Raw genomic sequence first — 18,641 nt, 5'->3', positions numbered from 1 at the left:
GCAGTCAGGGCTTCGGCGCCCGCGCGGCCAGGATCACCGTCACCACGGCGGGCACCAGCAGGATGGCACCCGCGGTGTTCACCGCCTGGAACCCGCCCCAGGCGAGGAGCGGCCCGGCGAGCGCTGCGGAGCCCGCGCCGAAGTAGTTCATCAGCGCGTCCGTCGCGCCCTGCAGCGGCAGCTTGACCTGCGGCTCCGCCACGGACGCCAGCACCGCCGACGACGCGATCACGCACGCCGACCAGCCCAGCCCGAGCAGCACGAGCGCGACCGCCGTGAGCACCTCCGTGTCGAGGGCCGGGGTGGCGGCACCGTGCCCGGCGTGCGCTCCGGCGTCGGGCACCATGGCCGCGGCCGTGAAGCCGAGGGCCACCGCCGCGCCCTGCAGCACCATCCCGCCGGCGGCGACGCGCAGCGCGCCGTAGCGGTCGGCCAGCCACCCGAACACGGGGCTGAGCGCAAACATCCCGAGCACGTGCAGGCTGATCACGATGCCGACGAGCTGCAGCGACATCCCGCCGTGCTGCATGTGCACGGGTGTCATCACCATCACCATGATCATCACGCTGTGCGCCACGGCAGTGGTCACCACGGCGAACCGCGCCCGCGGGTGCGCCCAGGCCCACCGCAGCGCGGTGAGGGCCCCGGTACGCCTGGGCTCGGCGCGCTTCCTGGGCTCGGCGCGCTGCACGCCGTCGTCCGGCCCGCTCTCCTGCCCGACGACGCCGTCCGCCACCCGGCCGGCTGCGCGGGCCGCGGCCGCGCGGGCCGGGTCCCGGTAGAGGGCCGCGAGCAGGAGCCCGGCCAGCAGGTAGGCGACGATGGAGAACAGGTAGGGGCCGCCCAGGTCGGGCACGCCGAACCCGCTGCCGACGACGGCGCCGGGCGCCGCGAGGTTCGGTCCGACGACCGAGCCGACGGTAGTGGCCCACAGGACTATCGACATGGTCCGGGCGCGGGTGCCCGAGCCGGCGTTGTCGGCCGCGGCGTACCGGGACTGCAGGTTGGTCGCGTTCGCGACGCCGTAGAGCATGAGGCCGACCAGCAGCACGACGAGCTGCCCCAGCACGGCCGCCGTCACGATGAGCAGGGCGCCGACCGTGGACAGGGCGTAGCCGAGCGAGAGCGCCCACCGGCGCCCGCGGGTCTGGGCGAGCGTCGCCAGCGGGATCGAGGCGACGGCCGCCGCGAGCACGCCGACCGCCTGCGCGAGGCCCGCCATGGACGTGCCGCCCAGGCTCTCGGCGAGCAGCGCGCCGACGGCGGCGCCGGACGCGACGCCGACGCCGGCCAGCAGGTTGCTGAACACGAGCACGACGAGGTTGCGGCGGGCGTGCGGGACCTTTTCGGGGGCGGGCGCGACGGATTCCGCAGCCTCGTCCGCGGTGCTCAAGGCGCCCTCATCGGTGGCTGGGACCTCGGACGGCGGATTCTCCACGATTTCCTCTCATTGGCGAAGTACTACCTTCAGCGGTAGACCGCTATGGGTTGCGGAAGTCATCGGATAATGCGGGGTGACACTGCCTCGGGAGGCCCCGCACCGTCGTCGTCCACAGGTTCGTACACAGGTTCGCGTGCCCTGTGAGCAGAAAGTTACCCACGACTCGCCGCTCAAGAGCCCGTTCTCCGCGAATTCCTGCCGATCTGCTGGCAGTATGGGGCCTCGTCGTCGGGCGGGTACCGCCGCACGACGTGACCGAAGAAGGGAACCGCATGTCGCTCAACAAGTCCGAGCTCGTCTCGGCCATCGCCAGCAAGGCTGAGATCAACAAGACCGAGGCCGAGGCTGCGCTCAACGCCTTCCAGGAGGTGCTGATCGAGTCGCTCGCCAAGGGTGAGGCCGTCAAGGTGACGGGCTTCCTCTCGGCCGAGCGCGTCGAGCGCGCCGCCCGCACGGGCCGCAACCCGCGCACCGGCGAGGAGATCTCGATCCCGGCGAACTTCGGTGTCAAGATCAGCGCCGGCTCGCTGCTGAAGAAGGCCGTCGCGAAGTGACGCTTCGCCGCTGATTCTTACAGCGACGCGAAGGCCCGGCTCCTCACAAGGGGCCGGGCCTTCGAGTGTCCGCGGCGTCGGTGTGCCGCTGCCGATCTCCGATTGATGTGTGTCGAACACCTGACCCGAGGCCTGACGCGTACGCCGTCAGGCCTTCGGCTTGTCGTCCGGGTTCTCGTTGGGCTCCTCGGCGTCCGGGTCCTCGGGGTCGGGCTCGTTGGCCTGGCGCAGCTTGTCGTTCTCGAGGATCTTGCGGCGCATCATCACCACGACGCCCAGCACGACCAGCACCGCCGCGACGATCCCGCCGGTCACGGCCAGCCCGCTGGGGCCTGCGCCGTTCCCGGCACCGGCCAGCTCGGTCGGCGTGCTCGGCTCGTCCGCGCTCTCGGCGGTCTCGGCCGTGTCGGTCGGCTCGGCCTCCTGCGTGGACAGCTCCGGCTCGTCGCTCGGCTCCGCCGTCGGCTCGGCCTCGCCCTCCACCACGTAGGTGAGCTCGCCGTCGATGGGGTGGCCGTCGGAGGAGACCACGTGCCAGGCGACGTCGTACTTGCCCGGGGGCAGGTCCTCGGCGACCTGGGCGGTCACCACCTTGTCGTCGACCTGGATGTCGTAGCCCTTGGCGGTGGTGCCGTCGGGGCCGACCAGGGCGACCTCGATGCCCGTGTCGAGCGGCGGCGCGCTGAAGGTGAGCGTGATGCTCGTCGGCTGCTCGTCGAGCGTGGCGCCGTCCTTCGGGTCGGACGACAGGAGCTGGTCGTGCGCGCTCGCCGGACCCGCCACCAGCAGCAGCGCGGCAAACGTCAGCACCGCCGCGAACACGGTGAGCACGCGGACGAGACGACGGTTCCCGGGCCGAGCCAGGGCAACGGAGACAGCAGGCATGACGGCACCCTACCCGCCCCTGTCGTGGGCGTGATCGTTGCGACTACATGTCCTCTTCAGGCGCAACGATCGCGCCCACGGCGAACGAGGATCAGGCTTGCGGGACGTTCTTCTCCAGCTCCGCCAGCCATGCCGCGGATGTCGCGTCCGAGGGCATACGCCAGTCGCCGCGCGGCGACATCGTGCCCCCCGCCGACACCTTCGGGCCGTTCGGCAGCGCCGACCGCTTGAACTGCGAGGCGAAGAATCGCCGCACGAACACGTCGAGCCAGCGCCGGATCGTCGCCAGGTCGTACTCCTTGCGGCCCGACGGCGGGAACCCGGGCGGCCACTCGCCGTCGTCCACCGCGTGCCAGGCGTGCCAGGCCAGGAACCCGATCTTCGACGGCCGGTAGCCGCGCCGCAGCACGTGGAACAGCGTGAAGTCCTGCAGGGCGTACGGGCCCACGGTCGCCTCGGTGGACTGCGGCGTCTCGCCCTCCTCGGTGGGAATCAGCTCGGGCGTGATCTCCTGCTCGACGATCTCGGTCAGGACGGCGTTCACCGGGCTGCCCGGGTCCGCGGCGAACTGCCCGCTGTCGACGGTCCAGCGGATCAGGTGCTGGATCAGGGTCTTCGGCACGCCGGCGTTGATCCCGTAGTGCGACATCTGGTCGCCCACGCCGTACGTGCACCAGCCGAGCGCCAGCTCCGAGAGGTCGCCCGTGCCGAGCACTATCCCGCCGCGGTGGTTCGCGAGCCGGAAGAGGTAGTCGTAGCGCAGCCCGGCCTGGACGTTCTCGAAGGTGACGTCGTAGTGCTTGACGCCGTCGGAGAACGGGTGGTCCAAGTCCCGCAGCATCTGCTCGGCGGCGGGCCGGATGTCGATCTCCTGGAACGTGACGCCCAGGGACTCGGCGAGCCGGATCGCGCGGTCCTTGGTCTCCTTGCCCGTGGCGAAGCCCGGCATCGTGAACGCGTGCACATCTGTGCGCGGCCGGCCCAGCCGGTCCATCGCCTTGGCCGCGACGATCAGCGCGTGCGTCGAGTCGAGGCCGCCGCTGATGCCGATCACGACCTTCGGCTGCCCGATGGCGCGCAGCCGCTGCTCGAGCCCGGTGACCTGGATGTTGTACGCCTCGTAGCAGTCCTGGGCGAGGCGCTCGGCGTCGTCCGGCACGAAGGGGAAGCGGTCCACCTTGCGGCGCAGGCCGATGTCGCCCTGCGGCGGGTGCACGCTGAAGGCGACCTCCCGGAATCCGCCGTCGTCGCTGGTCGAGCCCGGCGTGACCATCCCAAGCCCGCGCCGGTTGTCGTCGAACGTGCCCTGTCGCAGACGCTCCTGGCGGAGGCGGTCCAGGTCGACGTCGACCACGGTGGCGCGCGCGCCGTCGGGGAACCGCTCGGTCTCGCCGAGGAGGTCGCCGGCCTCGTAGACCATGGTCTGGCCGTCCCAGGACAGGTCCGTGCTGGACTCGCCCTGGCCGGCCGCCGTGTAGACGTAGGCGGCGTTGCAGCGGTAGCTCGCGCTGCGGACGATCAGGCGGCGGTCCTCTGCCCGAGCCACGGTGATCGGGCTGGCGGACAGGTTGAGCAGCACGTTCGCGCCCGCGAGCGCCGCGAGCGCGCTGGGCGGCACGGGGACCCACATGTCCTCGCAGACCTCGGCGTGGACGGCGAGCCCGGGCACGTCGTCGGCCCGGAAGATGAGGTCGGAGCCGAGCGGCACCTCCTCGCCGAGCAGGGTGAGGGTGCCGCGGTGCTCGTCCCCGGGCGCGAACTGCCGCTTCTCGTAGAACTCGCGGTAGTTCGGCAGGTAGGACTTGGGCGCGACGCCGAGGATCCGCCCGCGGTGCACGACGACGGCGGCGTTCAGGAGGCGACTGCCGACCAGGAGCGGCGCCCCGACGACGAGCATCGTCATGATCTCCACGCTCGCCGCCTTGATGTCGGCGAGGGCGTCCAGGACTGCCTCCAGCAACGTGTCCTGCATGAGCAGGTCGTCGATGGCGTAACCGCTCAGGCAGAGCTCGGGGAACACCGCGACGGCCACGCCGTCGTCGTGCAGCTGGTGCGCCTGGTCCAGGACCGCTGCGGCATTGGCCGCGGGGTCGGCGACGGCGACGGGGATGGTGCAGGCCGCGACCCGGGCGAACCCGTGGGCGTAGGCGGAGTAGAAGTCCACGTGTCGAGTCTATGGATGCGTGGCGGTTCGGTCGGGTCAGGCGGCAGCGTGCTGGCTGGTCTGGTTCGAGCTGCACTCACTCGGGGCGGACCGCCGGAGATCATGCCGGGTGGGGCTGGCGGCTGCGCCCGCTGCCTGCGGACGGTTGGCCAGACCCACGCCCATCCCGCCAGGGCTACGCCGAGGCCGATCACGGCGAGGGGGACAACCAGGGCACTTGGCGTTGCAGCCTGCTCGATGTCGGCCACGGCGATCGCAAGATCAGGGTTCGCCGGGTCGTACTTCACGTCGAAGCCGTCGAAGTACGGCACAACGTTCTCGTACCAGCCAGGGGAGAGCTCCGAATCCACCCTTCGGTCCGGGACCACGAGCTCCACGGGAACGATCTCGTTCGCCACCGTCACGTGCTTGACGACGATCTCAGCGAAGATCTTGTCCGAAACCGGCCCACCACCGTCTGCGTCGGCGGCAACCACTCGGACAGTCGCGTCAGAGCCATCGGTGACGGCTCCCGACTCGTCGAGATGCATGGCAACAACAGCACTCCAGGCGCTGCCGGAGAACAGCAAGATGCCAAGGCCCGCGGTTGCCAGGCCGACGGCAGCAATCACGTCCAGCCGCCAGCTGTCGGGTCGCTGTGACTCCGCGCCTGGTGGGGTCGGCGCCAGGCTGAGGACCCTTATGGAGCCGCCTGCATTTCGCAACGCCGGACGCATCCAGGCGAGCGACCAGATGACGAGGATGCCGACGACAATCCAGAGCGTGCGCGGGTCCTGGGAGAAAGCATCCGCCACATCTTCCTCAGAACGGATCCTGCGAGTGTCCTGCGGGAGCTCTGGGTCGTAGTAGACGTTAAAGGTGCCGTCGTACGGCTCCGGGGCTGGAACCCACTGCCGTTCCGGCAGTCCACGACGGTCGAACGACACCTCCGGCAGCTCGACATTCCGTGAACCGCCGGCGAAGTCCACGACAGCCCGCATCTCCTCTCTGCATCCCCCTCTGCCGCCGCAGGAGTAATACACCTCGGCGTCGTGGGCCTCGACGATCTCCCCCACCTGGTAGAGATCGTGTGCCACGTCGTACCGCCATTGGTACGAGCCCGCAGCCGGGGCAAAGAATCCGACCAGGACGATTCCGACCAGCACGGCAGCCCTGGCCACAGTGCTCGGAAGCACGTACCCGCCAGGCGGCAGAGGCGGCTGCTTTCCCGGTCGGCCCACGCAGACACCCTTGCAGCGAGTAGCTGGAGCAATCAATGCACTTCCGGGTGAACTCCGGGCTGGACGGTGGATCTGCGCGTCGCCTCGGTGCGTAGGCTGACCGCCATGGAGTCCCAGCCCACGCTCTACGAGTCGCTGGGCGGCATGCCCGCCCTCCGCCGGCTCAGCGACGCGTTCTACGAACGGGTGCTGGCTGACGAGCTGCTCGCACCCGTGTTCGCGAACTTCAGCCCGCGCCACGTCGAGCACGTCGCCGTCTGGCTGGCGGAGGTCTTCGGCGGCCCGGCGGAGTTCACGACGGCGCTCGGCGGCCACCAGTCCCTGCTGCACAGCCACCTCGGCCTCGGGATCCGTGACGAGCACCGCGCGCGGTGGCTGGAGCTGATGTCGGCGGCGGTCGAGGAGACCCTCCCGGACTCACCGGACCTGCACGCCCCGCTCATGTCCTACTTCGAGTGGGGCACGGCCATCGCGCAGGAGGTCTCTCAGGACCCGGTCGGCACCGACGTCGGCGACCCCGGTCCGACGCCGCGCTGGGGCCGGGACGGCTTGCAGACCTGAGGTACGTTCGCCTCAGGCGATGCCGGCGATCTCGCCGTCGTCGAAGAGGATCGCCTGCTGGAGCTGGCCGCCCAGGGCGTTGGCGTAGCGGGCGAGTACCTCCTGGCCGGAGATCTTGCCCTTCTCGATCTGCGACACCCGCCCCTTGGTGACGCCCATCCGGTCGGCGACCTCCTGCTGAGTCATACCCCGCTTATTGCGCAGCTCGGCCAGTCGGTAGCCGGTCACCTTGGCCAGCAGCTCCTGTTTGCCGCGCTCGACGGCTTCCTCACCACCCGCCCGCGCAACGAGATCGCCTCGTATGTCGGCCCACCGCACATAGCCGGTCACAGCAACCCCCGTTGTTCATCCGTCAACGGCGAATCTAACAATTGCTCGACGGTTCCGCGGGGTGAGCGAGTGCTTGTCACACCCGCACGGGCAGGCCGATGAGTTCGGCCGTCCGAGCGCGTCTGTCCTGGTGGAACGCGGTGCCGACCGGAGCCGCACCACGCGTGAAGGAGTCAACGATGTCATTCCAGGCCTATCTCGACGCCGTCGAGGACAAGACCGGGCACACCCCGCGCCGGCTCATCGAGCTCGCCGGGGAGCGCGGGTTCGACGCGTCCACCAAGGCGGGCCCGATCCTCGAGTGGCTCAAGGAGGACTACGGCCTGGGCCGCGGGCACGGGATGGCGATGGTCCACGTCATCACCAAGGGGCCGCAGATCAGCACCAAGCACGTGGGTTCGTCGGGATCGCACGGCGACGAGTCCGACGTCTTGTGGCTCGACGGCAAGGCGACCAATCCGGCGTCGTCCGGCTGACCGTCCTCACGGACCCAATGGGAGTCCGCTTCGACCAAGCACTTGTGCATGCTCCAGCAGCGATATCCATGCGCAAGTGCTTGGTGGAAGCGGACGTCTGTGATCGGTCGCTACCGTCCTCCCATGACCCAAGATCTCGACTGCCTCTTCTGCCGCATCGTGCGCGGCGAACTGCCCTCGATCCAGGTCGACGAGGACGAGCGCACGCTCGCATTCATGGACATCAACCCGGCATCCGACGGGCACGCGCTGGTGATCCCGAAGGCGCACGCCCGCGACCTGCACGACGTCACGCCCGAGGACCTGGCTGCGTGCTCCGTGGCTGCGCAGCGGGTCGCCGGACGCGCCGTGAAGCACCTCGGGGCCGACGGCGTGAACCTCCTGAACTGCGCCGGCGAAGCCGCCTGGCAGACCGTATTCCACTTCCACATCCATGTGGTGCCTCGGTACGTCGACAGCCCCGAGCGCGACTCGCTCCGCCTCCCGTGGACGCCGACGCCGGGCGACCCCGCGCGGATCGCGGCGACGGCGGACCTCCTGCGCGCAACCGCCTGAGCAGCCCCGCCACCAGCGGTTGCTCGACCAGCTAGTTACCTCGGGTAATGATGTACCCATGACAACCCGCTCCAGCATCGCCATCACCAACGCCTACGTGGTCCCCGTCGCCGCAGAGCCCATCGAGAACGGGACGGTTCTCATCACCGACGGCGTGATCACCGCCGTCGGGCCCGACGTTGCCGTTCCCGAGGGCACCGAGACCATCGACGCCCAGGGCAAGTGGCTCCTTCCCGGGTTCGTCGAGGCGCACGGCCACCTGGGCGTCCACGAGGAGGGCGAGGGCTGGGCCGGCAACGACACCAACGAGATGACCGGCCCCGACGGGTCGGCGTTCCGCGCGCTCGACGCCATCCAGGTGGACGAGGAGGGCTTCCGCGACGCCCTCGCCGGCGGCGTGACGACGGCGGTCATCAAGCCGGGCTCGGGCAACCCGATCGGCGGCCAGACCGTCGCGATCAAGACCTGGGGCGGCCGCACTGTCGACGAGCAGATAGTCAGCGACTCCGTGTCGGTCAAGAGCGCCCTCGGCGAGAACCCGAAGCGTGTCTACGGGGACAAGAAGCAGCTTCCCTCGACCCGCCTCGGCGTGGCCAACGTGATCCGCAAGGCCTTCGTCGACGCCCAGAACTACGTCGCCAAGCGCGACGCCGCGGCGGCCGATGGCAAGCCGTTCGAGCGCGACCTCGGCAAGGAGACCCTGGCCCGGGTCCTGGCCGGCGAGCTCGCCTGGGACCAGCACACGCACCGCGCGGACGACATCGCGACGGCGATCCGCCTGTCGGAGGAGTTCGGGTACCGGCTGGTAATCAACCACGGCACCGAGGGCCACAAGGTCGCCGACATCCTCGCCGAGAAGGACATCCCGGTCATCTACGGCCCGATGTTCACGTCACGCTCGAAGGTCGAGCTGCGCGACCGCTCGATCCTCAACCTGGTGCGCATGGCCGAGGCCGGCGTGCGGGTCGCCATAACCACCGACCACCCCGTCATCCCGATCAACTTCCTGGTGCACCAGGCGACGTTCGCCCTCCGCGACGGGCTGCCCTGGGCCACCGCCCTTGCCGCGATCACGTCCAACCCGGCGGCGTTCCTCCGCCTGGACGACCGGGTGGGCGCCATCAAGGAGGGGCTCGACGGCGACGTCGTGCTCTGGTCGGGCGACCCGCTCGACACCACCGCGCGCGCCGAGCGCGTCTTCATCACCGGCACCGAGGTCTACACCTGGGACCCGGCGGCCGACGGCGGACGCGGCGCCGGCCGTGTGCTGGAGCGCTCGGCCCGCTTCGCCTGAGCCACCGCCCGTGGCAGACCCACAGGTCATTCCGGTGACCTGTGGGTCTGACACCGGGGCGCCGAGTGCAGACTTGGTTGCCGCGCGGATGCCGACTGCAGACTCCGTTGCGGATACAGAGCCCGTAACCGCAACCAAGTCTGCACTCGGCGATCCGGCGGGCGGCCAGCAGCCGGCAGCCGGCGGCCGGCGGCGGGCCAGGGTTCTGGGTGGCACCCGGGTACGACACGCACCGGCACCGCGGTCCGACGCGGTAGGCCCCGCCCCGGCGTAGCGTGCGAGCATGCTGGGCACCACCCGTCCGAACAGCGCCGCCTCCGCGGACCCGCCCGCCACCGGGCCGTTCGACCGCACCCGACCGCGCGCGTTCGTCGCCGTCGCGGTTGCGATCGTCTCCAACATGGGCTCGCTGGTCGCCGCGCGCAGCCAGTCGTGGGCGACGGAGCCCGACCTCGTCGGGCTGCTCCTGCTGCTGGTCTCGCCCGCGGCCCTGCTGTTCCTCCTACCGCGCCGGCCCGCGCTCGCGACGGTCCTGTCCGTCGCCGCCACCCTGACGTTCCTGCTGGCCGGGCACGCGTGGGGTCCGGTCTTCCTGGGGCCGGTGGCAGTGCTGGCCGGCGTCATGCTCAGCGGCGAGGCGCGCCGGGCCCGCCTGATCGCGTGGTCGGGCGCCGCCCTGCTCGCCGGCGGAGCGGCGGCCGTCGCCGCGGTGCTCGCCCCGCGCCTGGAGCGGTACCTGATCGACCATCCGGTCGAGCCGCACGGGAACTGGGGACCCGGCACCGGCTCCTACGGTCCCGGCTGGAGCAGCGGGGACGGCGCGTGGTTCCTGACCACGGGAGCGCTCGTCGCGGGGGCGGCATGGCTCGCCGTCGTGCTGCTGATCGCGAGCGGGGCGCGGGACCGGATCTCGCGCCGGGTGGCCGCGCGGGCCGCGGCCCGGGAGACGGCCGCCGAGCGCGAGCGCACCGCCGTCGCCTCGGAGCGCCTGCGGATCGCGCGCGAGCTGCACGACGTACTCGCCCACTCCCTGTCCGCCATCAACGTCCAGGCCGGCGTGGGCCTGCACCTGATCGACCGGAACCCCGGCCAGGCGCGCGAGGCCCTGTCCAACATCCGTGACACCAGCAAGGACGCGCTCGCGGAGGTCCGCACTGTGCTCGGGATAGTCCGCGAGGGCACGTCCCCGCCCGGGCCGGGCACGCTGCCCGACGACGCCGCGCCCCTCACCCCGACCTGGGACCTCACCGGCCTGTACCGCCTGGCCGACCAGGCCCGCGCGGACGGTCTCGACGTCACCGTCGAGCTCTCGCCGGACGTCGGCGAGCTGCCCGACCACGTCGCCGGCGTCGTGCACCGCGTGGTCCAGGAGTCGCTGACCAACGTGCGCCGGCACGCGCCGACGGCCCGCCGGGTCACGCTCCGCGTGACGCGGCACGACGGCGTAGTGGTCGAGGTGTCCGACGACGGCGTGGTTTCCGGCGGGCCGACCGAGCCCGGTTACGGGCTGCTCGGGATGCGCGAGCGCGTCGAGGGCGCGGGCGGCACGCTCACCGCGGGTCCTCGCGCGGACGGGACCGGCTGGGAGGTCCGGGCCACGCTTCCGGTGGCTTCGTCGCCCGAGACCGCACCGCCTGTCGAGCCTGTCGAGACCACACCCGCAGACCCCTCGGAGACCGGAGAAACCGCATGATCGACGTCCTGCTCGCCGACGACCAGGCCCTGGTGCGGGGCGGGTTCCGCGCCCTGATCGACTCCGAGGACGACATGCGCGTCGTGGCCCAAGCCGCGACCGGTGACGACGCGGTGGCGCTCACCCTCGAGCACCTGCCCCAGGTGGTGCTCATGGACATCCGCATGCCCGGCCTGGACGGGCTCGAGGCGACGCGGCGGATCATCGCCGAACCCCGGGCGGCGGGCGTGCACGTCGTGGTCGTGACGACCTTCGAGCTCGACGAGTACGTCACGGAGGCGATCCGCGCCGGGGCGTCGGGGTTCCTGGTCAAGGACACCGAGCCGGCGGAGCTGGTGCGGGCGGTGCGGGTGGCGGCGTCGGGCAACGCGCTGCTCTCGCCCACGGTGACGCGCCGGCTGCTGGCCAAGGTCGCCGAGGCGACCCGCACCGTCCGGCCGGTACCCGCGCTTGCCGACCTCACGCCGCGCGAGCGCGAGGTGCTCGTCGAGGTCGCGGGCGGGCTCGCGAACGACGAGATCGCCGACAGGCTGTACCTGTCGGAGTCGACGGTGAAGACGCACGTCTCCCGGGTGCTCATGAAGACCCGTTCCCGCGACCGCGCGCAGCTCGTGGTGCTCGCGTATGAGGCCGGGCTGGTGCGGCCCGGCTGGGCCGGCTGACCGGCACCACCGGTGTAGGTGAGCAGGTACGCGGGGGTGACGACCCCGGCGTCGGGCAGCGGCAGCCTGGTGCTGTGGCCGGAACGACCGGCCGAACCGAATGCTGGAGGTCGACATGCTCACCGCGACGACAGAGGTCCTCGCCAACGGGCCGCACTACGGCTGGGGCGGACCCGGACCGTTCTTCTTCATCTTCCCGCTGCTGTGGTTCCTGCTGTTCGCGACAGTGATCTTCCTGATCGCGCGGCGGGCCCGGCGCGGTGCGCGCGGCGGATGGGGCGGCCCCTGGGCCGCGCACGCGTCGGCGGGCGCCGACCCGGTGACGCTGCTGGGCAACCGCTTCGCCCGCGGGGAGATCGACGAGGCCGAGTACCGCTCGCGTCTCGCCGTGCTCCGCTCGGCAGGCCTCACCCCGAGCGCTCAGCCGAGCGCCGGCCCGACGGCGACCGACGCACCTCCCGCGGCCCCCGCACCGCAGGACCAGCCGCCGGCCGACGGCGACCGCTGACCCTCTCACCGGTGCGTGTCAGATGCCCAGGCCACTGAAGGTGACCTGGGCATCTGGCATGTGCGACGGGTCCCGACCGCGCACTCGCGCCCGGGGGCCGCGCGCTGACCCGGTAACGATTGGCTCTCCGTTGCGGCCGTGGCGCTAGACTCGCGGGCGAGTGCGACCGAACCGCACTTTTCTGACCCGTTGACGTGAGGGAAGTAGATCGTGAGCACCAGCAAGAACTGGGCGACCGCCGCACTGGTCTCCTGTGCACTCCTGCTGTCCGGATGCGCGGCCCTCGAGGACATGGCCAGCGACTTCGCGCCCTCCGGCGAAGAGGTCACGCAGGCCGCCCCGTCACCCGTGGCCGAGGCCCCCGTCAGCACGGGCGAGTACGACCTCGTCCAGTCGTGCAATGCGTTCTTCAACGGCCCGCTCCTGGCGAACATCAACAACGCCACGCCCGCCGTCCAGGCGCCGCTCGACGAGGAGCGGACCGGCGCCGCCACCACCATCAGCAGGGGGCTTGGCCTGATCATCGGCAAGGCCGACGAGGTCAGCATCGCCTACCTCGAGGCGGTCCGTGCGCCGTTCGACCAGGCGCTCGACGGCTCCATCGCCCGCCCCACCGCGGTCACTGACGCGATCAAGAACTACCGAGCAACGTGCACCGAGGCAGGCTTCAAGGGCTGATCGCCCACCCTGCCGACCTGACACCGGGGCGAGGCAGAACCGCAGCGGATGCCGCGCTTCTGCCTCGCCCCAGCTCTGTCTCGCCAGAGTTCTGCCCTGGTTCCACCTCGGCGGCGAGGGCTAGCTCCCCGTGAGGAAGTCGTGCATCACCGGGGCAGCCACCGTCGAGGCGAGCTCGCCCTCCTCGATGAACACGGCCGCCGCGAGGTCGTTCGCGATCGCGACCATCCAGACGTGGGCCTTGGTGCCGTCGCCGAACTGGGCGGTGCCGGTCTTGGCGCCGACGATCCCCGGCACGTCCTGCAGCACCGTGCCCGAGCCCTCCTGCACCACGCCGCCCATGAGGTCGCGGAGCGTCGCCGCCTCGTCCGCGGTCAGGTCGCCCGCCGCGGCCTCGTCCGCCTCCTCGTCCGACGGCTTCACCAGCCACGGAGACACCGTGTGGCCCGCTGAGACGCTCGCCGCGACGGTCGCCATCGCGAGCGGCGTGGCCAGCACCTGACCCTGTCCGATCATCGACGCCGCGTGCTCCGTGCCCGCCGCCTCGGCGGGCACGTCGCCGAACACGCCGGCAGCGCCGAGGGCCGTCGCCTCGACGCCCAGGCCGAGCGCCGCGGCGGCGTCGTGCAGCTGCTGCTGCGAGATCGCCTGGTGCTGCGAGATGAAGGCGGTGTTGCACGAGTTCGCGAACACGGTCCGGAACGGCACGGCGTCGCCCATCGCGGACTGCGGGTATCCGGGCACGTTCTTGAACGTGCGGCCCTCGACGTTGATCGTCTCGGTGCAGGGCAGCGTCGTGTCCGGCGTGGTCCCTGCGCGGAGCATCGCGAGCGACGTCGCGATCTTGAAGGTGGACCCCGGCGGGTACTGCCCAAGGGTCGCCGTGTTGTACCCCTCGGAGCCCGGGCCCGACGCCACCGCGAGCACCTCGCCGGTCGACGGCTTGATCGCGACGATCGCGCTCGCCAGGTCGCCGAAGTCGGCCAGCGCCGCTTCGGCGCGCAGCTGCACGGCCGGGTCGAGCGTGATCGTCAGAGGCTCGCCGTCCGTCTTCTCGATGGTGAACGCCTCGCGGCTCTCACCCTCTCCGCCCTCGGCGGGCTCGATGGTCACGGCCAGGCCGGGCACGCCGCGCAGCTGCTCGTCGTAGGCGGCCTGCAGGCCCGAGACGCCCACCCTGTCACCCGGCTTGATCGTGCCCTTGGACTCCTCGACGATCTCCTCGGTCGCCTCGCCGACCGAGCCGAGCACGGCCCGCGCGAAGTCGCGGCTCGGTGCGAGCGGCAGCTCGTCCGGGATCCCGACGACGCCGTCGATCGCCATGGCGGCGTCGAAGTCGTACTCCGGGTCGTTCTCGCGGATCGTGATGACCTCGATGAACGCCTTGTCGCCCGCGGACTGGACCTGTGCGGCGATGTCGTCGGTCGTCGCCTGGTCGAAGTCCAGCACGTTCCCGAGCTTCGCCGCGGCGGTGTCCCAGCCCGGGCGGGTCTTGTCGATGCCCACGCGGTGCACGGGGGTCATGCCCACAATCGTCTCGCCGCTCGTCGTGACGATCTCGCCGCGCGCCGGTTCGGTGCGCTCGACGGCGAGCCGCTCGCCCGCCTCCAGGCCCGGCACCAGCACGCCGGTCTCCCACGCGGCCTCCCAGGTCCCGGCCTCGCCGTCCGTCGGGCCGGGGTAGGTGAGCTGCGCGACCGTCTCGTACTCCCAGGCGGTCTCGGTCGCCACGGGCCAGGACCAGGCGAGCGTCGCGGTCGCTGTCGCGGTGCCGCCGTCGCCCTCCTCGAGCGGGGTGACGCTCTTGACCTTGACGGTCCCGGCATCCTCGCCGACGGCGGCCAGGAGCTGCTCGAACACCAGGGCGTACTGCTCGTCCGGCGACGCCGACGTCTCCATGGTGAGCGGGAAGTCCGCGGGCGTGCCCGCCTGGAGCGCTACCGCGAGCTCCTCGGCGGCGGGCTCCGGGGCGGGGATCGGCGGCGGGCGGAGCAGGTACCAGGCCCCGGCGCCGGCCGCCGCGAGGACAACCACGACGGCGACGATGATCAGCGCCAGGCGACCCTTTCGCCGGGGTGCCGGGACGACGGGCGGCGGGCCGCCTGCCGGAGGTATCGCGGCGTACCCACCCGTCGGAGGCGCCGGGGCGTACCCACCTGGCGGAGGCGGAACCGGTGCATGACCATCCGCAGGCAGATGAGGTGAAGGGTGTCCGCTCATGCCCAGGAGCCTAAGGGCGGGACCATGATCACGGCGTGTAATTTCCTAGGCGAAATGAAGCGGGCCCGGGTGAAATGAGGCGGGGCCGCCGAACCCCCTGGATCTGCGGCCCCGCCCTTCGACGTCACGCGTCCGGGTGCCGTCGGTGGCACCGAGGGCGCGTGGCGAGCTTCAGCTACGAGGTAGGGAGCCACGGGGTCGAGGTTTGTGACCGCGGCACCGACTTCACCCGGTCGCGGCGCTCCGGTCCGCCAGGAACGCCCGCAGGGCCGGGTCGGTCGTGAGCGAGCGCGCCTTCTCGTACGCCGCGCGGGCGGCGTCGGCCGCACCCGCCTCGGCCAGCAGGTGCGCCCGGGTCGCCCACAGCGGCTGGAATCTGCCCGCCGCCGGCTCCGACGCCGCAATCTCGTCCAGCGCGGCCAGCCCCGCCGCCGCGCCGTCGACCCGGGCGACGACGGCCGCGAGCGCCACCCGCCCGCCGAGCGTCGGTGCGACGTGGAGCAGCGCCCGGTGGAGGGTGAGGAGAGCGGGCCAGTCGGTGCGCCCGGTGCGCGCCCGCGCGCAGTGGACGGACTGGATGGCGGCCTCGAGCCGGAACCGGCCGGGCGGGCCGCCGGGCCCGGCGTCGGACGAAGTGCCGGAACCGGCGCCTTTGCTGGACCTGGCACCTGAACCGGCCCCCGCGCGGGACCCGGCGCCTGAACCGGCGTCCGAACCCGCGAGCGCGCGCCGGAGCAGGGCCTCGCCGCGCTCGATCAGCGCGGTGTCCCAGCGGGCGACGTCCTGCTCGTCGAGCGGCACGAAGGCGCCGTCGGCCTCGCGGGCGTCCACACGGGCGAGCGAGAAGCAGAGCAGCGCGGCCAGGCCGAGCACCTCGGGCTCGGGCAGCAGGTCCGCGAGCAGCAGGGCGAGGGTGAGCGCGTCGCCCGTGAGCGATCCGCGGACCTCCGGCGCGGCGCCACGCCAGTCGATCGCGTACGCGCCGTACACCGCCTCCAGCACGGGCGGCAGGCGGTCGGGCGCCTCCCGGCGGTCGGGGATGCGGAACGGGATGCGGGCGTCGCGGATGCGGCGCTTGGCCCGGACCAGGCGCTGCGCCATCGTGGGTGCGGGGACGGTGAACGCCGCGGCGATGTCCCGGGCCTCGACGCCGAGCACGGTCTGCAGCATGAGCGGCGTGCGGATGCCGGCCTCGATGGCCGGGTGGGCGCAGACGAACATGAGCTCCAGGCGGCGGTCCCCGATCGCATCCGGGTCGGGTTCGTCGGGCAGGACGGCGGGTTCGGGCCCGCCGTCGAGCGGGGCGGCGGTGCGGTGGGCGGCGGAGCGGTACAGGTCGCGCAGCCGGTTGCGCGCCACGGTGAGGAGCCAGCCGTCGGGGTTGTCGGGCACGCCGTCGTCGGGCCAGTGCCGAAGGGCCCGCTCGAACGCCTCGGCGAGGGCGTCCTCCGCGCGCTGGATGTCGCCGTCGCGCGCGGCGAGGAGAGCCAGCAGGCGGCCGTACGAGGTGCGGGCCGCCGCCTCCGCGGCGGCCCGCACCTCAGTCCCGTCGGTCACGACGCCGGGTTCACATCCCGGCCATGGTCGTCCACGCGCCGTTCTCGAAGTGGGTGGCGGACGGGCGCACCTCCACGGTGCCCCACTGGACCGACGGCGCCTTCTGCGCCCACGCGAGCGCGGCGTCGAGGTCCGGCACGTCGACGACGAACGTGCCGCCGAGCTGCTCCTTCGTGTCGGCGAAGGGGCCGTCCTGGATCCGCAGCTCGCCGTCCCGCACGGCGACGGTAGTGGTCGACGACGACGGCTGCAGCACCTCCGCCGAGACGAGCACCCCGGCCTGGTCGAGGGCCGTGGCGTAGGCGTCGAACTCGCGCTGCCCCTCTTCCCAGCCGCCGGGATCGAGGTCGTCCGGCGTCATCTCCGGGTAGTGCAGCAGGATCGTGTATCGCATGGTTCTGTCCTCCGGTCGGTGTCTGTCTGACACCGGGGTGACGATCTCGCGGACGCCCGATCGACAGGTCCGGAGGATCCGTCGGGCACGACTCGGGCCGGGGCGCCCCCTGGTGCGCCCCGGCCCGGTTCCCCCTTCAGCCGGGTGTGTCAGGCGGTTGTCGGCGCCGCCTTCACTGCCGGGCCCCACGCCAGCGGGTCGAGCGTGCGGGCGTCGTCGTCCGCGTTTCCGGCCCATCGGCGCGCATCGGCGATCGTGGCGGCGAGGAGGTCACGGAGGCGTGCGTCGACGTCGGGCACGAAGGCCTCCGAGATGCCCTGGACCGCGGTGGAGACCACGCTCGGTGCGGCGTCGCGCACGAACCGCTTGGGTCGCACGCTGGTGCCTGCGCAGAACCGCTCGGCCCAGGCCGCCGTCTTCGGCACGGCCGCGAGCGCGTCCTTGCTCTCGGGTGCGAGCGTGCCCGCCGGGCGGTCCTCCAGGACGTCGAGCATGCGCTCGGAGCCGAGGATGGCGACGGCAAGCGTCTGCTGCCGGTCCGCGGGCGAGACCGGCAGCGCCGTCTGCGCGGCGCGCAGCGCGATGCGCACGTCCCAGCGCGGGTCGGTGCTGGTCAGGCCGATGACCGACGGGATGAGTGGTGCGAGCTGCGGGCGGGCATGGTCCGCCGTGAGGTCGTTCACCGCGCGGGCGAGCATGGCGATGAGCGGGTGCGTGCAGGCGGGGTGGTCACTCCACTTCTCGCCTGCGAGGAAGGATGCGAGCTCCATGAAGCACGCGCCCTTCTTGGGGTTGCGGTGCTTCCCACGGCCGAGCATGGGCAAGATGTCGTACGTTCCAGCTTCGGTTCCGGTCACGATCCACCCCCGAATTGGGTCCGCTGCTTGTCCCAGTGTGCGTCTGGTGTGACGTAGATCGCAATAGTGGGGCTGTGAACCGCCTGAATCTCGCCCCTCCGACGTCGCTCCGAGGTGCCTCAGACGTCTCGTCGGAGGCATTTCGCACGGACCTCAGGCCACCTCAGGCCCAGCGGACCGGCGTCTGAGGTACCTCAGACGCCGGTCTGAGGTACCCCGCCGCCCAGGACTGCCCGAACGCCCGATCCGGACCCCCACGCCTCAGGACGAGTGTCTTCCTCATCAGCCGGACGGGCACACGGCCCGCCGGGGACATCCGGAGGAATCATGTCGCTGTGGGGACCCGCGGTAGAAGCGGAGATCGAGTACCGGCAGGCCGCGGCCAAGAAGGCCTGGGGAAGCCAGCGGAAGAGCGGTTCGGACCGCCACGACCGTACGGAGCACCGGGCGGAGAAGCGTGCGGAGCGCCGGGCGAACGCGAGCCGCGCCGAGCAGATCAAGAAGGGCATCGCGGGCATGCGCCCCGCGTCCGCCTCGCATCGCGGCCTGTTCGCTTGACCGGGATGGGTACCGAGCTGGGTACCGAGGCGCG

The 18,641-nt window shown here is 71.8% G+C and carries 19 protein-coding genes; 10 read left to right on the top strand and 9 right to left on the bottom strand.

The window, feature by feature from the left end; genetic code table 11:
* Positions 1–4: 4 nt before the first annotated feature.
* On the bottom strand, positions 5–1,393 hold the full coding sequence (locus C8K30_RS11230) for an MFS transporter (RefSeq protein ID WP_108493074.1): 1,389 nt from the start codon (positions 1,391–1,393) through the stop codon (positions 5–7).
* A 320-nt stretch (positions 1,394–1,713) separates the two neighbouring features.
* Between C8K30_RS11230 and C8K30_RS11225 the strand changes: the two genes are divergently transcribed.
* Positions 1,714–1,995: an HU family DNA-binding protein gene (locus C8K30_RS11225; RefSeq protein WP_020015632.1), complete on the top strand. Its 282-nt coding sequence runs from the start codon at positions 1,714–1,716 to the stop codon at positions 1,993–1,995.
* Positions 1,996–2,142: 147 nt separating this feature from the next.
* Here the strand turns inward: C8K30_RS11225 and C8K30_RS11220 are convergent, their stop codons facing one another.
* The 3 genes from C8K30_RS11220 to C8K30_RS31240 all read right to left on the bottom strand — a co-directional run bounded on the left by C8K30_RS11220 (position 2,143) and on the right by C8K30_RS31240 (position 6,120).
* Entirely contained in the window at positions 2,143–2,880 is a 738-nt protein-coding gene (locus C8K30_RS11220) for a copper resistance CopC family protein (protein WP_108492968.1), read from the bottom strand.
* A 91-nt stretch (positions 2,881–2,971) separates the two neighbouring features.
* Positions 2,972–4,990 (bottom strand): NAD(+) synthase, encoded by a 2,019-nt coding sequence (locus tag C8K30_RS11215; protein ID WP_233257135.1) that lies wholly within the window; start codon positions 4,988–4,990, stop codon positions 2,972–2,974.
* Entirely contained in the window at positions 4,879–6,120 is a 1,242-nt protein-coding gene (locus C8K30_RS31240) for a hypothetical protein (protein WP_233257113.1), read from the bottom strand. The genes C8K30_RS11215 and C8K30_RS31240 overlap by 112 nt, the downstream gene beginning before the upstream one ends.
* A 249-nt stretch (positions 6,121–6,369) precedes the next feature.
* Between C8K30_RS31240 and C8K30_RS11210 the strand changes: the two genes are divergently transcribed.
* Positions 6,370–6,825 carry a group II truncated hemoglobin gene (locus C8K30_RS11210; protein WP_108492966.1) on the top strand — a complete coding sequence of 152 codons (456 nt, stop codon included), beginning with the start codon at positions 6,370–6,372 and terminating at the stop codon, positions 6,823–6,825.
* A 12-nt stretch (positions 6,826–6,837) separates the two neighbouring features.
* On the opposite strand, the gene C8K30_RS11205 is transcribed toward C8K30_RS11210, so the two are convergent.
* Positions 6,838–7,155: a helix-turn-helix domain-containing protein gene (locus C8K30_RS11205; protein ID WP_108492965.1), complete on the bottom strand. Its 318-nt coding sequence runs from the start codon at positions 7,153–7,155 to the stop codon at positions 6,838–6,840.
* 179 nt (positions 7,156–7,334) lie between these two features.
* On the opposite strand from C8K30_RS11205, the gene C8K30_RS11200 reads away from it, so the two are divergent.
* From C8K30_RS11200 to C8K30_RS11170, 7 genes are all read left to right on the top strand, one after another.
* The gene (locus tag C8K30_RS11200; protein ID WP_108492964.1) at positions 7,335–7,631 is read left to right on the top strand and encodes a DUF4287 domain-containing protein; all 297 of its coding nucleotides are present in this window, start codon (positions 7,335–7,337) and stop codon (positions 7,629–7,631) included.
* Positions 7,632–7,754: 123 nt separating this feature from the next.
* Positions 7,755–8,186, top strand: coding sequence for an HIT family protein (locus C8K30_RS11195; RefSeq protein WP_108492963.1), 432 nt, complete (start codon positions 7,755–7,757; stop codon positions 8,184–8,186).
* 58 nt (positions 8,187–8,244) lie between these two features.
* On the top strand, positions 8,245–9,480 hold the full coding sequence (locus C8K30_RS11190; RefSeq protein ID WP_108492962.1) for an amidohydrolase: 1,236 nt from the start codon (positions 8,245–8,247) through the stop codon (positions 9,478–9,480).
* Positions 9,481–9,763: 283 nt separating this feature from the next.
* On the top strand, positions 9,764–11,173 hold the full coding sequence (locus C8K30_RS11185) for a sensor histidine kinase (protein ID WP_108492961.1): 1,410 nt from the start codon (positions 9,764–9,766) through the stop codon (positions 11,171–11,173).
* Positions 11,170–11,835 (top strand): response regulator transcription factor, encoded by a 666-nt coding sequence (locus C8K30_RS11180; protein WP_108492960.1) that lies wholly within the window; start codon positions 11,170–11,172, stop codon positions 11,833–11,835. Before C8K30_RS11185 ends, C8K30_RS11180 begins: the two co-directional genes overlap by 4 nt.
* Before the next feature lie 115 nt (positions 11,836–11,950).
* Positions 11,951–12,343 carry an SHOCT domain-containing protein gene (locus C8K30_RS11175; RefSeq protein ID WP_199230441.1) on the top strand — a complete coding sequence of 131 codons (393 nt, stop codon included), beginning with the start codon at positions 11,951–11,953 and terminating at the stop codon, positions 12,341–12,343.
* Between the two features lie 210 nt (positions 12,344–12,553).
* On the top strand, positions 12,554–13,021 hold the full coding sequence (locus C8K30_RS11170) for a hypothetical protein (RefSeq protein WP_108492959.1): 468 nt from the start codon (positions 12,554–12,556) through the stop codon (positions 13,019–13,021).
* 120 nt (positions 13,022–13,141) lie between these two features.
* Here C8K30_RS11170 and C8K30_RS11165 read toward each other — a convergent pair whose 3' ends face one another.
* The 4 genes from C8K30_RS11165 to C8K30_RS11150 form a co-directional block, all read right to left on the bottom strand.
* Positions 13,142–15,055 (bottom strand): penicillin-binding transpeptidase domain-containing protein, encoded by a 1,914-nt coding sequence (locus C8K30_RS11165; RefSeq protein ID WP_233257112.1) that lies wholly within the window; start codon positions 15,053–15,055, stop codon positions 13,142–13,144.
* 411 nt (positions 15,056–15,466) lie between these two features.
* Positions 15,467–16,798 carry an RNA polymerase sigma factor gene (locus tag C8K30_RS11160; protein ID WP_108492958.1) on the bottom strand — a complete coding sequence of 444 codons (1,332 nt, stop codon included), beginning with the start codon at positions 16,796–16,798 and terminating at the stop codon, positions 15,467–15,469.
* Between the two features lie 10 nt (positions 16,799–16,808).
* On the bottom strand, positions 16,809–17,192 hold the full coding sequence (locus tag C8K30_RS11155) for a YciI family protein (protein ID WP_108492957.1): 384 nt from the start codon (positions 17,190–17,192) through the stop codon (positions 16,809–16,811).
* A 149-nt stretch (positions 17,193–17,341) separates the two neighbouring features.
* Positions 17,342–18,049, bottom strand: coding sequence for a hypothetical protein (locus C8K30_RS11150; RefSeq protein WP_233257111.1), 708 nt, complete (start codon positions 18,047–18,049; stop codon positions 17,342–17,344).
* A gap of 327 nt (positions 18,050–18,376) precedes the next feature.
* Between C8K30_RS11150 and C8K30_RS11145 the strand changes: the two genes are divergently transcribed.
* On the top strand, positions 18,377–18,607 hold the full coding sequence (locus C8K30_RS11145) for a hypothetical protein (RefSeq protein WP_108492955.1): 231 nt from the start codon (positions 18,377–18,379) through the stop codon (positions 18,605–18,607).
* Positions 18,608–18,641 lie beyond the last annotated feature (34 nt).

The sequence above is a fragment of the Promicromonospora sp. AC04 genome (genome assembly GCF_003058225.1).
Classification (GTDB): domain Bacteria; phylum Actinomycetota; class Actinomycetes; order Actinomycetales; family Cellulomonadaceae; genus Promicromonospora.
This window is presented reverse-complemented; position numbering and strand designations above follow the sequence as displayed.

Coding starts and splice junctions, on each gene's coding strand:
- C8K30_RS11225 (WP_020015632.1), top strand. CDS start 1,714: ATGTCGCTCAACAAGTCCGAGCTCGTCTCGGCCATCGCCAGCAAGGCT.
- C8K30_RS11220 (WP_108492968.1), bottom strand. CDS start 2,880: ATGCCTGCTGTCTCCGTTGCCCTGGCTCGGCCCGGGAACCGTCGTCTC.
- C8K30_RS11210 (WP_108492966.1), top strand. CDS start 6,370: ATGGAGTCCCAGCCCACGCTCTACGAGTCGCTGGGCGGCATGCCCGCC.
- C8K30_RS11200 (WP_108492964.1), top strand. CDS start 7,335: ATGTCATTCCAGGCCTATCTCGACGCCGTCGAGGACAAGACCGGGCAC.
- C8K30_RS11195 (WP_108492963.1), top strand. CDS start 7,755: ATGACCCAAGATCTCGACTGCCTCTTCTGCCGCATCGTGCGCGGCGAA.
- C8K30_RS11190 (WP_108492962.1), top strand. CDS start 8,245: ATGACAACCCGCTCCAGCATCGCCATCACCAACGCCTACGTGGTCCCC.
- C8K30_RS11185 (WP_108492961.1), top strand. CDS start 9,764: ATGCTGGGCACCACCCGTCCGAACAGCGCCGCCTCCGCGGACCCGCCC.
- C8K30_RS11180 (WP_108492960.1), top strand. CDS start 11,170: ATGATCGACGTCCTGCTCGCCGACGACCAGGCCCTGGTGCGGGGCGGG.
- C8K30_RS11175 (WP_199230441.1), top strand. CDS start 11,951: ATGCTCACCGCGACGACAGAGGTCCTCGCCAACGGGCCGCACTACGGC.
- C8K30_RS11155 (WP_108492957.1), bottom strand. CDS start 17,192: ATGCGATACACGATCCTGCTGCACTACCCGGAGATGACGCCGGACGAC.
- C8K30_RS11145 (WP_108492955.1), top strand. CDS start 18,377: ATGTCGCTGTGGGGACCCGCGGTAGAAGCGGAGATCGAGTACCGGCAG.